The sequence below is a fragment of the Candidatus Edwardsbacteria bacterium genome, assembly GCA_018821925.1.
Taxonomy (GTDB): Bacteria; Edwardsbacteria; AC1; order AC1; family EtOH8; genus UBA2226.
In genome coordinates, this window is the sequence record JAHJLF010000090.1 from 16,212 (window position 1) to 29,114 (window position 12,903).

Annotated in this window: 11 protein-coding genes; 3 read left to right on the top strand and 8 right to left on the bottom strand. The window is 51.6% G+C overall.

Annotated elements, in window-relative coordinates; translation table 11 throughout:
* Positions 1-3: 3 nt before the first annotated feature.
* From KJ869_11075 to KJ869_11090, 4 genes are all read right to left on the bottom strand, one after another.
* A complete protein-coding gene (locus KJ869_11075; GenBank protein MBU1577728.1) occupies positions 4-951 on the bottom strand; it encodes a bifunctional riboflavin kinase/FAD synthetase in 948 nt (315 codons plus the stop codon).
* A gap of 6 nt (positions 952-957) precedes the next feature.
* Entirely contained in the window at positions 958-1,806 is an 849-nt protein-coding gene (truB, locus tag KJ869_11080; protein ID MBU1577729.1) for a tRNA pseudouridine(55) synthase TruB, read from the bottom strand.
* Between the two features lie 12 nt (positions 1,807-1,818).
* Positions 1,819-3,684 (bottom strand): 1-deoxy-D-xylulose-5-phosphate synthase, encoded by a 1,866-nt coding sequence (gene dxs / locus KJ869_11085; protein MBU1577730.1) that lies wholly within the window; start codon positions 3,682-3,684, stop codon positions 1,819-1,821.
* Between the two features lie 596 nt (positions 3,685-4,280).
* Entirely contained in the window at positions 4,281-4,730 is a 450-nt protein-coding gene (locus KJ869_11090; GenBank protein MBU1577731.1) for a divergent PAP2 family protein, read from the bottom strand.
* A gap of 453 nt (positions 4,731-5,183) precedes the next feature.
* Here KJ869_11090 and KJ869_11095 point away from each other — a divergent pair, with 453 nt between their 5' ends.
* Genes KJ869_11095 through KJ869_11105 form a run of 3 tightly spaced genes read left to right on the top strand, consistent with a single transcriptional unit; the run spans position 5,184 to position 8,420 of the window.
* Complete coding sequence (locus KJ869_11095; GenBank protein ID MBU1577732.1) at positions 5,184-6,542, top strand: hypothetical protein; 1,359 nt, start codon at positions 5,184-5,186, stop codon at positions 6,540-6,542.
* Positions 6,543-6,558: 16 nt separating this feature from the next.
* Positions 6,559-7,638: a hypothetical protein gene (locus KJ869_11100; protein ID MBU1577733.1), complete on the top strand. Its 1,080-nt coding sequence runs from the start codon at positions 6,559-6,561 to the stop codon at positions 7,636-7,638.
* Positions 7,635-8,420 carry a GNAT family N-acetyltransferase gene (locus KJ869_11105; GenBank protein MBU1577734.1) on the top strand — a complete coding sequence of 262 codons (786 nt, stop codon included), beginning with the start codon at positions 7,635-7,637 and terminating at the stop codon, positions 8,418-8,420. Before KJ869_11100 ends, KJ869_11105 begins: the two co-directional genes overlap by 4 nt.
* A gap of 439 nt (positions 8,421-8,859) precedes the next feature.
* Here the strand turns inward: KJ869_11105 and KJ869_11110 are convergent, their stop codons facing one another.
* The 4 genes from KJ869_11110 to KJ869_11125 form a co-directional block, all read right to left on the bottom strand.
* Positions 8,860-10,134: a polyprenyl synthetase family protein gene (locus KJ869_11110; protein MBU1577735.1), complete on the bottom strand. Its 1,275-nt coding sequence runs from the start codon at positions 10,132-10,134 to the stop codon at positions 8,860-8,862.
* On the bottom strand, positions 10,135-10,383 hold the full coding sequence (gene xseB, locus KJ869_11115) for an exodeoxyribonuclease VII small subunit (GenBank protein ID MBU1577736.1): 249 nt from the start codon (positions 10,381-10,383) through the stop codon (positions 10,135-10,137).
* Positions 10,380-11,585, bottom strand: coding sequence for an exodeoxyribonuclease VII large subunit (locus tag KJ869_11120; GenBank protein ID MBU1577737.1), 1,206 nt, complete (start codon positions 11,583-11,585; stop codon positions 10,380-10,382). Before KJ869_11120 ends, xseB begins: the two co-directional genes overlap by 4 nt.
* Before the next feature lie 292 nt (positions 11,586-11,877).
* Positions 11,878-12,753, bottom strand: a complete 876-nt coding sequence (locus tag KJ869_11125) for a bifunctional 5,10-methylenetetrahydrofolate dehydrogenase/5,10-methenyltetrahydrofolate cyclohydrolase (GenBank protein MBU1577738.1) — start codon at positions 12,751-12,753, stop codon at positions 11,878-11,880.
* Positions 12,754-12,903: the final 150 nt, after the last annotated feature.

The window sequence follows — 12,903 nt, forward strand, 5'->3', positions numbered from 1 at the left end:
GCCTTAAAAGTCAATACGATAAGCTTCTCCAAAATATTTTTCTATCTTTTCCTGATCTCCTTTAATAGCCCTTATAAGTGCCTCGACGGTATCATATTTCTTTCCCGGCCTGATATATTTATGAAAAAATATCTCGGCCTTCTTTCCGGAGAGGTCATGCTTGCCGCCGAAGGCATTGAATTCGATGGTCCTGGCGCTCTTTCCGACAGTGAGCCGGCTGCCGATATAGAGCATGCCTTGATATTCTTTTCTCCCTATCCTAGCCCCGGCGGCATAGACCCCGTCCCGCGGCAGCAGCTTCTGCGAGTTGGATAATTTTATGTTGGCCGTAGGAAAGCCCAGTTTACGGCCCAGCCCCAGTCCCTTTACCACCGTGCCGCGGATAGAGTAGGCCCGGCCCAGCATCTTGTTAGCCTTCTCCACCTTGCCGGATGAGATCAGGCTCCGGATGTTAGAACTGCTGATCTTGCTTCCGTTGGTCTTAAGCGATGAAAGCACCAAGACCTTAAAGCCCATTTTTTTTCCCAGTTCTTCCAGTGTGTTGATGTTGCCTTTCCGTCCGGCCCCGAACCCGCAGTCATGCCCGCAGATGACCTCCGATACCGCCAGTTTTTTTATCATTACCGAGCGGATGAATTCCTCCGGCAGCATTGAGGCTATCTGGTTAGAAAATTTGATGACCGCCATCACCCCCACTCCCAGAAATTCCAATATCTCCTGTTTCTCCGGCAGGGTGGTCAAAAGGCAGGGGGTTTTATCTCTTGATAATATCTGTTGGGGATGAGGATCGAAAGTTATCACCACGCTATCGTGGCCTATCTTCTTTGCCCTGGCCACCAACTTTTTGATGATGGCCCGGTGCCCCAGGTGAAGACCGTCGAACGATCCCAGGGCGGCAATGGCGCCGGGATGTTTAACGCCGAAATTGTTGAGCCGTTTGATCACCAGCACGGTGGCCTACAGCACGATCTCGGGGTGCAATTGATCGTCGCCTTTGAATTGCCCCAGCGCAACCAATTGCCCGTCATATTTGATCCGGTAATAGATGTCTTTTTCCCCTTTTTCTTTGACCATGATGTTATTCCCGTGTTTGGTTCTTTGATAGCCGTTGGAATCAATGATAACCTCGGGCATGAAGGCCAGAGCCCGGTCCATGCTTACGCCGTCCTGCGCCGTGATGCCCTCCAACTCCAGAGCCTGCTCCAGCCGAAATTCGCCCACCGCGGTACGGGTCAGGGCCGCCAGGGTCCCGCAGCTGCCCAGGCGTTGGCCGATATCCCGGGCCAGCGAACGGATATAGGTGCCCTTGGAACAACGGACCTTGATGGTGATCTCATCGGCCGTAAGATCGATAAGGTCGATAGAATCCACCCTCACCTGCCGTTCCGGGATATCCACCGCCTTCCCCTGCCGGGCTTTTTTATAGGCCGGCTGGCCGTCGATCTTGATGGCCGAAAAACTGGGCGGGATCTGTCTGATGTCACCGGTAAATTCGTTCAGCGCCGAGAGAAGCTGCGGCCGAGCAATCTCCGGAACAGTGCATTGCCGAATTATCTGCCCCTCCAGATCGCAGCTGTCGGTCTCGATCCCCAGCTTGATAGTTGCCAGATATTCCTTGGGCCGGCCCATCAAAAACTGAGAGAGCCTGGTGGCCCGGCCGGTAAGCACCAACAGCACTCCGGTGGCCATGGGGTCCAGGGTCCCGGCATGCCCTGCTTTCTTGATGTTCAAAAGCCGCCGGACCCTGGTTACTACGGCAAAAGAACTCGGGCCCGGCGGTTTATTTATATTCAGGATGGCATCCATTATTATCGGAGGTCAGCGGGCAAAGAGATCACGGGCGGCCTTGATCACCCCGTCCCGGTCCAGCCGGTAGATCTCCAGAAGCTTGTTCCTGGGTCCGGCCTCGATGAATTCATCGGGCAGGCTCAGGATTTTAATCTGACAGGACAGGCCCCTGGCCTCGGCCAGCTCCATCACCGCCGAGCCGAAACCGCCGTCCCGCACGTTCTCTTCCAGGGTGATGATCTTTTTATGGCGTTTTAGAAGTTCGGTTATCGTTTCCTCATCCAGCGGTTTGACGAACCGGGCGTTCACCACCTCCAGGTTCAGGCCGTTTTTAGCCAGCTCCTCGGCCGCCTGACGGGCTATGGTGGACATGACGCCGATCCCCAGCAGGGCCCCGTCCTTCCCCGGACGGATGATCTGGGCTTTGCCCAAAGCGATCAATTCAGGATTTTTCAGACTCACCCCAAAGCCGGGCCCCCTGGGATAACGAATGGCCACCGGGCCCTTGATCTGCAGGGCGGTCCTGAGCATGGAGGCCAGCTCCCATTCGTCCATGGGAGCCATCACCGTCAGGTTGGGAATACAGCGCAGAAACGACAAATCGAACGGCCCGTGATGGGTGGGCCCGTCCTCGCCCACCAGCCCGGCCCGGTCTATGGCAATAATCACCGGAAGCTTCTGCAGGGCTATGTCGTGGATGATCTGGTCGTATCCCCTCTGTAGGAATGTTGAATAGACGGCCACCACCGGTTTGATGCCCTGGGCCGCCAGCCCTGCCCCGAAGGTCAGGGCGTGCTGTTCGGCGATGCCGACATCGAAGAAGCGGTCGGGGAAAACGCTCCGGAAATAGTCCAACCCGGTTCCCTCCGGCATGGCCGCGGTAATGGCCACTATTTTTTGATCTGTCTTGGCCAGTTCCACCAGCGATTTGCCGAACACCTCGGTATAGGAGCAGATGTTCTTGCAGGACAGAGAATCGCCGGTCTCCGGATCGAAAGCGCCCACCCCATGGTACTTCTCAGCATCCTCCTCGGCCGGTTCGTAGCCCTTGCCCTTGACCGTCAGTATATGCAAAAAGGTCGGGCCCGGCTGGTCCTTGATCCTCCGCAGGATATCTATCAGGGCCGCTACATCGTGGCCGTCTATCGGGCCCTCGTAATGGTATCCTAGTTCCTCGAAGGTCAGCCCCGGCACGATCAGGTTCTTGAAACCCTGGCGCAGACGCCGAAAAGCAACCCTCGACGGCCCTCCCAGGTTATACGGCAGCCGTCCCAGAAGATCCCACAGGTTCTTCTCAAAACTGGTATAGGCCGGTGCGGTGGTGATCTTTGTCAGGTACTGTCCCAGGGCCCCCACCCGCTTGGAGATGGCCATCCGGTTGTCGTTGAGAATGACCAGCATGTTCTTCTTCAACTGGCCGGCATGATTAAGGCCCTCAAAGGCCAGGCCCCCGGTCAGCGAGCCGTCCCCGATGACGGCCACCGTCCGGAAATTCTCCCCGGCCAGATCCCGGGCGCAGGCCATCCCCAGCGCCGCCGAAATGGAGGTCGAGGCGTGGCCGGTATCGAAATTATCGTAGGGGCTCTCGGCCCTTTTTGGGAAGCCGCTTAAGCCCTTATAGGTTCTGATGGTGTCGAACTGATCGCGGCGTCCGGTCAGGATCTTGTGGGCGTAGGCCTGGTGGCCCACATCCCAAACCAGCTTGTCCCGTGGGGTATCCAGCACGTAATGCAGGGCGATGGTCAGCTCCACCGTGCCCAGGCTGGGGGCCAAATGTCCGCCGTTGCGGGAGATGACGGCAATGATCTTCTCCCTTATCTCCCGGGCCAGAATGCTCAGCTGATCTATCTCCAGTTTTTTAAGATCGGCCGGTGAATTTATTTTTTCTAAGTACATGCGATACGACTTAACAAAAATGCATTTTACTGTTTCGAGCTGTTTGTGAAAGCCTGAAAGATATTGATGATAGCTGACAATTTCTCTTGTAAAACTTTATTTCCTTTTTTGTCGGCAAAACGACCTTTCCGCTTTCTCTTATAACTAAGAGAAAGCTCCAAAGAGAAGTTTTAGGGAACGGCAAACTAACGCAAATAAAAGCACTACAATTTTCAATCCGCACTTATTATTATTTTACCAAGGCTATTGCACCTGCAACGCTGACCGTAGCCGTCCCCTAAGACCCGGCTTAACCTGTAATGTTTACAGGTTAAGTTGAGTGGGCCCAAAGCGGCCAAATGGGGTCCGGGGGCACAGTGCGGGTAAGGACACCCGACATATTCTTTAAAACGTATGCACCAACAGCAGGCTATTTTCAGTTTGCTATCTTGTTATCAATATTATGTGTATAAAACAATAAGCCCTGTGCCCTCGGCGGGTCTTTGACCTCTCCCTGCCTGACGGCTTCCCTCCCCGATGCGGGGAGGGAGTGAGGGTGAGGTCTGCCCGGACAGAAAGGGCAAGAAAATTATTTTAAGGAATACAGCATTGCTTATTTAAAAAACATAATGAAACAGCAGGCCCCAGATAAGGCCCAGAAAACCGCCGGCGATGACCTCCACCGGGGTGTGGCCCAACAACTCCCGAAGCTTCTCGCCCCCGGCCCTCTTTCTAAGGGCCTGGCTTTCCAACAGGCGGTTGAGCAGGATGGCCTGCTTTCTCACTGCCCGGCGGACCCCGGCGGCGTCGTACATCACCACGAAGCTGATATAGGCGGTCAGGGCGAATAGTAGGCTGTCGAACCCGGTGGCCAGGCCGATCATGGTAGCCAGGGTAACCGAGGAGGCGGCATGTGAACTGGGCATTCCCCCTGGTTCTAAAGTGCGCCGCCAGTTGATATGCCCCTCCCAGATGATGGAAGCGAAGGCCTTCAATACCTGGGTGGAGAGCCCGCTGGCCACCACCGCCCATAATATCCTGTTTTTAAAAAGATCCAAAAACAACATATAAATAAGTAATTGGTATTATGTTTTATCCGAAAGAAGGCCGTAATGCCCTTATTGTTACTTTCTTATGACTAAGAAAGTAACCAAAGAAGTCTTTGCCGCCCAGCTCCGCGGATAGTAAGGCCTACGTCCCGGCATTCATTGAACCAGAACATGCAGGATGTTCATGACGCAATGACTACTTTATCGGGGCTGAAGTCAAGCCGCTTCACTTAAAGGTGGGGTCACGACCTAACCCCCACCCCTTCCCTGCAAGGGAAGGGGTAATTGTTTCCACCTCATGGCGGAAGGGGGATATAGGAGGCGGTCAGTACGGAGAAAACGGAGAAAAATTTGACTAAAATATAGTTTGATTTTAGAAATTACATCAACTATAATTAGCATAGTTAATAAGGTCATTATATAATTAGATAATGACCTTTGTCGTTTCATGATTATTAGTGGAGAAAGATAATGAAAAATATCAAAGGCGCAGTGCTTTTTATCGTAATGGCGTCGGCAATTACATCATTCTCAGCCACCCCTACCATCGAATGGTCCCGGCAGTACAATATTTCAGCAACAGCACAACATGATGCATATGGCTGCTCAATAGATACATCCGGTAATATTTATGTGGTTGGCAGGGTTTATGAACAGAGTGGCAATCAAAATATGTTGGTTTTGAAATATAACTCGAACGGCGATACTCTTTGGCATTGGTTATATGACGGCGGTAATTATGATTGGGCAGATGACTGCGTAATTAACGATATGCAGCAATTGTATGTTTCCGGATCAATGAATAATCGGACAGCATTATTAAAATTTAATCAGGACGGGGATACGATATGGACACGCAAAAAAAACGATATAAATTTAATGGGTAGAGCATGCGCAATAGATAAAGCAAATAATGTCTATATTGCCGGTGATTACAATAACGGAACAGAAACCAAGCCGTTCATTTTAAAGTATACAGCCCAAGGGGATACTGTATGGAACAAGATAATACCTTTAGCAGTAGAATTTCTCGATTTTCCTTATACCAATGGCTGTACTGTTGACAGTCAAAATAACATATACCTTACTGGTTTTACTAACAATAATGGGTGTTATATAATAAAATGTGATTCTCTAGGGGACACAATATGGACGCGGAATCATAATATCTCTAATACGGTTTATGAAATTGGCCATGAAATTCATGTTGATGCAAACGGTTCTGTATATGTGTCAGGGGAATATGATTTGATGGATGACCCTCGTCCCTATATGGCATTAAAATACGATTCGGACGGGAATATGCTTTGGAGCAATATGCAAGCAAATGTTAATTTGAGTATTGATTACGGCCGTAAAAGTGCCTTGGATAGCCAGGGCAATTTATATGTCACCGGTCAGTCTACAATGATCAAATATAACAGTCTGGGTGATACCGTATGGACTTTTTGGATTACGGGTGCGGCTGGGTATGATTGCGAGTTAACCCCGGCCGGGGAACTTGTGCTCTGCGGTTCTGTGAACGACAATGGTGTTTTTTATTTTCTTACTAATAAATATCAGGCAGAAACCGGGGTTGCGGGTAATAAGCCAAAAGAATTATCAGTAGTTGACCAAAGCTCATACCTTGCATACCCAAATCCCTTCAAATCATATGCCACAGTAAAGGGCTTGGAAGAACAGGAGCTTTTTATCTACAATATATTGGGGCAGAAAGTACAGGCTTGCAAGGGGTCCAAAATTGGGGAAAAACTGGCTCCGGGGATTTATTTTGCCACAAGGGCAAAACTGCCGCAAATAAAGCCGGTCAAGCTGATCAAGATAAAATAATTCAAAGGATATAATAGTGAAGAGTGCGATCGGGTTTATAACAACAATCCTTTTCTTCAATATTGCTTTGGCCAGTGACGTTCGTTTAGCCGGCATGGGCGGTGGCAGCATAGCCGTGGCGGATTTGGAAAACGATGTTTTTTACAATCCGGCCAACCTAGTGCAGCTAAGAAGTACGTATTATATCGGCGGTATGTCGGCCGGGTTTCATAAAAGCACCTATGACATTTCTGATTCTTTTGCTGGTTATACCACATACCGGGAGGGTTACAATCCGGTGCTGGGCGGGATGCTTCCCTTGGTAAAAGGAAAGCTTTATGGGGCGGCAATGGTTGGAGGAGCGTGGGGCAATTATTACGGGTATCCCCGAAATTACGGTTTGATGAATTTACGCCTGGGATATAAATTGGGATTTCTGGGACTTGGTTTGGGGTACGACAGGATCTTTGACGATTATTATGATTCGGATAACATGTCCATTGGGTGGCATATTGGTAATGAGAAAAATAATCTTAATTATCTTATAATGGGTGAGCCTTCGGAATTGTTCTCCAAATATTATATGGAATTAAGATACCAAACGGCGCTTTGGAAATGGTTGGGAATTGGTTTAAAAGGTTCTATAAAAGATCGAAATTATTATCTTGATCCCCAATACGAAACGGGATTGGGAGTGGATCTGGGGCTGAAATTCATAAGAACAAAGATAGCGGCAGATTTTATTTTACGCTGGGGATACGAGGCGATATGGAGCTTTAAGCAGGATAGCCTGGTAAGCTGGTACTATAATTTGGATGAAGTCATTGGGAAACGATTTGGATTAAACGGTGCCAGCGGGAGGATAGGAATAGAAACGCAGGTGAAACAATATGTAACGGTTCGAGCCGGCCTTTCATCGTGGGGGCCGGATGTTGGGATGATACCATATTCTACAGTTTATAAATTGAAGGAGGTGTCATATACCGCCGGTGCCACTGTTGGCATAACGGAAAAGGTCAAACTTGAATACGCTTACAACGGCAATTTTAACGAGTACTTTAGTTCAAATAGCTGGGATCAGAGGCATTATTTGAAAGTTATATATAAAAATAAATGAATGCCAAAAAATTAAAAGATAAAGTTGTTATCGAATCGTTCCTGCGGCGCAACGCCGCCCTGCACCTCTACGAGCTGGGCGACTTGGATGATTTCTTCTTCCCTTACACCACCTGGTATGCGCATCAGGTCAACGGGGAAACAAAGGCTGTCGCCCTGTTATACCAGGGCACCGAACTGCCGGTCCTTTTGGCCCTGGATCAGCCGGGATCCCCTTTCATGAAAGAGCTTCTGGTTCAACTGGCCGATGAATTGCCGGACAGGTTCTACTGCCATCTGACCCCGGGGCTGGAAAAATCATTGGACGGAAGATTTTCCCTGGACCCGCACGGCACCCATCATAAGATGGTGCTGTCCCAGCCGGACAAGCTGAAGGATACCGATACCGCCGGCGCCGTGCCATTGGTCGCCACCGACAGGGAAGAGATATTGGCTTTTTATGCCTCCAGCTACCCCGATAACTGGTTCGATGCCCGGATGCTGGAGACCGGGCAGTACTTCGGCCTGCGACAGAACTGGAAACTGGTAAGCATCGCCGGGATCCATGTCTACTCCCCGCAATACAAGGCAGCGGCGCTGGGCAATATCGCCACCCTGTCAGAGCACAGAGGCCAGGGTCTGGGGACAGCAGTCACCGCGGCGTTGTGCAAAACCCTTCTAAAGACGGTGGATGTCATCGGGCTCAACGTAAAGGCCGACAATGCCGGGGCCATAAAATGCTACCGGAAGCTGGGCTTCGAGACCTGCGGGGAGTACGGGGAATTCATGGCCCACCGATATTAGCTTGAAAGCATGCAGGTTGTTACTTTCTTATGACTAAGAAAGTAACCAAAGAAGTCTTTACCGCCCAGTTCCGCGGATAGTAAGGCCTACGCCCCGGCACTCATTGAACCAGAACCTGCAGGATGTCCATGACACAATGACTGCTTTATCGGGGCTGAAGTTTGAGCCGCTCCACTTAAAGGCGGTTCCCCGGGTCGCATCAGCGCTGCTGCCTGGCAAAAGCTGCCGTTAAAAATGTTTTGCCTGCGGGTGCCTTGTTTCGTGATCAAGACATTTAGGCGGCTGGTTTTGGGGCTCCAGGGCAGCGGTGCAGCGACAGTTCTCTTTGGAGCTTTCTCTTCAAAGAGAAAGCGGGGGGAAATATGTTAAACTTAAAGAACTTGGCTTCTTCCCTTACCATAAAACAATTTGCCTAAAATCCTGTTAAGGGTTCAATATTTTAAAACTCCCGGCTGATCATGTAATCCGCCCACAGCATCAACAGTTTTTTATATTCGCTGTCGGGCAGGGCCTCCAGGGCGGCCACCGCCTTGCGGACGTATTTCTGGGCCATCTCGGCGGTGTAAGCAATGCTGCCCAGCTCCTGAAACAGCTTGGTGACCTGTTTGATCTGGGCGCCTGTGGCCTTGGGATTATTAAGGGTCTTCAGTATCAGATTTTTTTCTTTGCGGTTGGCCTCGGCCAGGGCGTGATAGACGATCACCGTCCGCTTGCCTTCGCGGATATCCGAGCCCACCGGCTTGCCCAGTTTCTTCTCGTCGGCCAGGATCCCCAGGATATCGTCCTGCAGCTGGAAGGCGATCCCGCAGTTGGAGGTGAACAGGGACATGGCCTCCACATAGGGATGGCGGCTGTTGGGCTGGTCTATCCCGATCATGGCCCCGGCCTTTCCGGCGAACTGGTAAAGGGCCCCGGTCTTCTTCCACAGCATGGCCAGGATCTTTTCTTCGCTTAATGATTCTATCGGCATCTTGGAGTATTGCAGATCCAGGGCCTCGCCCTCGATCAGGTTGCACTGGACGTCCACTTCCAGGTCCAGGATCAGCTGCAGCACTAATATCGGGCTGATGCCTTTCTCCCTTACCAGCTCGGTCAGCAATGAGATGGTCCAGCCTTGCTGCAGATCACCGGCCAGAATGGCCATGGCCTGGCCATAATGCTCCGCCTCCTCGCCCTTCAGGCCAAATTTCTTGATGGCTCTGTTTTTGAGTTCCTCGTGGACAGTGGTCACCCCGCGCCTGGTGCCGTCGCGGTCGATGATGTCGTCATGCACCAGGGTCCAGGTATGGTAGACCTCCACCGCCGCCGCCGCCGGGATGGCCTTCTCCTCATCCCCTCCCACCGCCCCGCAGGCCAACAACAGGACTGCCGGCCGGAGCGATTTGCCGCCGGCCTTGAGGTATTTATGCACCCCGCAATAGATGTCTTCGGGCTGGAATTTTTCCGGCCGGTCTTTTAACTGGAGGTACTGGTAGACCTTTTCCTTGCGGCACTTGACCTCCTCCATCAGCCGGGCCAGGCCGCTTAAGGGTTTGATCTTGGCCGGCGGGGCTTTTTTCACCAGGGCCGGCTTATTGACGGCAATGGTTTTCTTGACGAGTTTTTTCTTGACCGCGGTTATTTTCTTAGCAGGCTTTTTCTTGACTGCAGCGGCTTTCTTGAGGGGTTTCTTCTTGACTGCGGCTGTTTTCTTGACGGATTTTTTCTGGACCATTTAATTCTCCTCCATATCGTGCTCTTCAACTTTCAGCCTGCCCTGGATGTCCCTGGTTATTTTTTTTATTTTATTCTGGGTTTCTTCCAAAGTGGTCTGGCACCTGGCCATCAGTTCCATGCCTTCCTGGTAAAGTGCCAGAGCCTGGTCCAGTTCGATCTCGCCGGATTCCATCTGGTCCACTATCTGCTCGATGCGGGCCAGGGCCTTCTCGAATTTGAAATCGGCATCGGTTCTTGTCTTTTTCATGGTATGGTTTCCTCGACTGTCATTTGAGCTTTGCCGGTATGGAACTCGGCCGTTATCAATTTGCCCTTATCCAGCGCTTTTGCTGATACGACCACCCGCCCGTTCTGATCGCGGCAGATGCTGTATCCCCTCTTGAGCGTATTTTTTGGGTCCAGCGCTTTCAAAGCTATCGCCTGCCCCTGTAGTCTGTTGGTATATGAACTTAACCGATCGTTGATCTTATTGTTCAGCGATGTCCCGGCCCAGTCCAGTTGTTGGGATTTCTGGGACAGCATATCCTGCAGGCGATTCAGTCCATAGCTGCGCTGTATAGATTTCAGCCGGGATCCGGCCTCATCCAGCAGGTCGTTCATGGAGGAAGCTATCCGGCGGGCCGAATCTATAAGGTTCGATTGCACCTCCCGGACATCGGGCACCGCCATCTCGGCCGCCGCCGACGGGGTGGGCGCCCTCAGATCGGCCACCAGATCGGATATGGTGAAGTCCACTTCGTGGCCCACCGCCGAGATCACCGGGATATTGGAGTGGAAGATGGCCCGGGCCAAAATTTCCTCATTGAAGGCCCACAGGTCCTCGGCCGAGCCGCCGCCTCGTCCTACGATAATAAGGTCTATCTTTTGATATTCGTTGAGATCGTCCACCGCCCGGGCGATCTTTTGGGCCGCCCCTATTCCCTGCACCGGCACCGGGCAAAGGATCAGTTCTATTCCCGGCCACCTGCGGCGGGCCACCTTGACCATGTCGCGAATGGCTGCTCCGGTAGGCGAGGTGACTATCCCGATGGTTTTGGGATAGGCCGGCAGTTCCTTTTTGAATTCCTGGTCGAACAGCCCCTCGTCGGCCAGCTTTTTTTTCAGCCGCTCGAAGGCTTGGGCCAGCTCTCCGTATCCCGCCACCTGCAGCTGCTGGACGCTCAATTGATACTGCCCGGCCCGGTCGAAAACGGTGACGTCCCCCTGGACCACTACCTGCATGCCGTCCTGCGGCATCAGCATCATATTCTGAGCGTAGCTACGAAACATCACGCATCGCACCTGGCTGCCGGCGTCCTTCAGCGAAAAATACAGATGCCCGGAGCTGTGGACCGTTAGGTTGGATATCTCGCCCTGCACCCACAGCCGGGGGAAGCTGTTCTCCAGCACCCGCTTGATCTCGCCGGTAAGCTGGGTAACGGACAGGATTATTCTTTTATCTTCGGACATTATGTTTTACAGCACACGGATTGAACGGATTTATACGGATTCACACAGATCATTTCTTACACAAAGCATGCCCTGCCTGCACGCCGCAGGAGTGAGCTGAGACGAAGAGACACCAAGGTCTTCATTATCACTTAAATTGCAAAACAGCGCTATTGTCATTCCTGCGGAAGCAGGAATCCAGAGTGATTTTAAAGAAACACATTGCTTCGTCATTCTGAGTTCTGCTGGAAACCTTTGCGCTCTTTGCGTCTTCATCCCTCGCCTAATTTATTAGGAGAGGGTCGGGGTGAGGTCAGCTCTGCAGTTTTGCCGCCATTACGCAGTTCTTCAGCAACATGGCGATGGTCATCGGGCCCACTCCGCCGGGAACCGGAGAGATGAAAGCCGCCACTTTGGAGGCCGATTCGAAGGCCACATCGCCCACCAGGCTGTAGCCCGATTTTTTGGAAGCATCCGGTATGCGGTTGGTGCCCACGTCTATCACCGTGCAGTTACTGTTGAGCATCTCCCCGGTGATCAGGCCCGGGCTGCCGGCCGCGGCGATGACGATATCGGCCTGCTTGGTGTAATAGGCCAGCCCCTTGGTCCCGGTATGGCAGACGGTGACCGTGGCGTTGCCGCGTTCCGATTTTTGGGCCAGCATGTTGGCCAGGGGCTTGCCCACGATGTTGGAGCGGCCCACTATCACCACATATTGCCCTGATATCTTGATGTTATATCGTACCAGCAGTTCTATCACCCCGGCCGGGGTGGCCGGCAGAAAGCGCGGCCGGCCCAGCATTAAAAGTCCCACGTTCTGGGGATGGAAGCAATCCACGTCCTTTAAGGGGTGGATAGACTCGAAGGCTTTTTCCTCGGACAGCCCCTTGGGCACCGGGGATTGCACCAAAATGCCGTGGACGTCCTTATCATTGTTGAGTTTTTCCACCTGGGCCAGCAGTTGCCCCTGTGTGGTGTTCTCCAGCATTTCGATGACGGTGGATTTGATGCCGGCCTCTTCGCAGGCCTTGTGCTTGTTGCGGACATACACCTGCGACCCGGGATCGGACCCAACTATGATCACTGCCAAATGCGGAATTGTCCCCTGTCCTCTGAGAACTGTTACCTCGTCAGCTACTTCCTGCCGTATCTCGGCAGATATTTTTTTACCGTCTATTAAATTAACCATTATTATCAATATTAGAAATATATTCGATTACTTTTGTTTTAATATATAAATACCAAAATGGAATAAAAAAACCGGCCGATATCCAAACACCAAATATGAATAAATAGTTTGATTGGATTTTAGTTACTTTTGATAAATTATTATAATAAA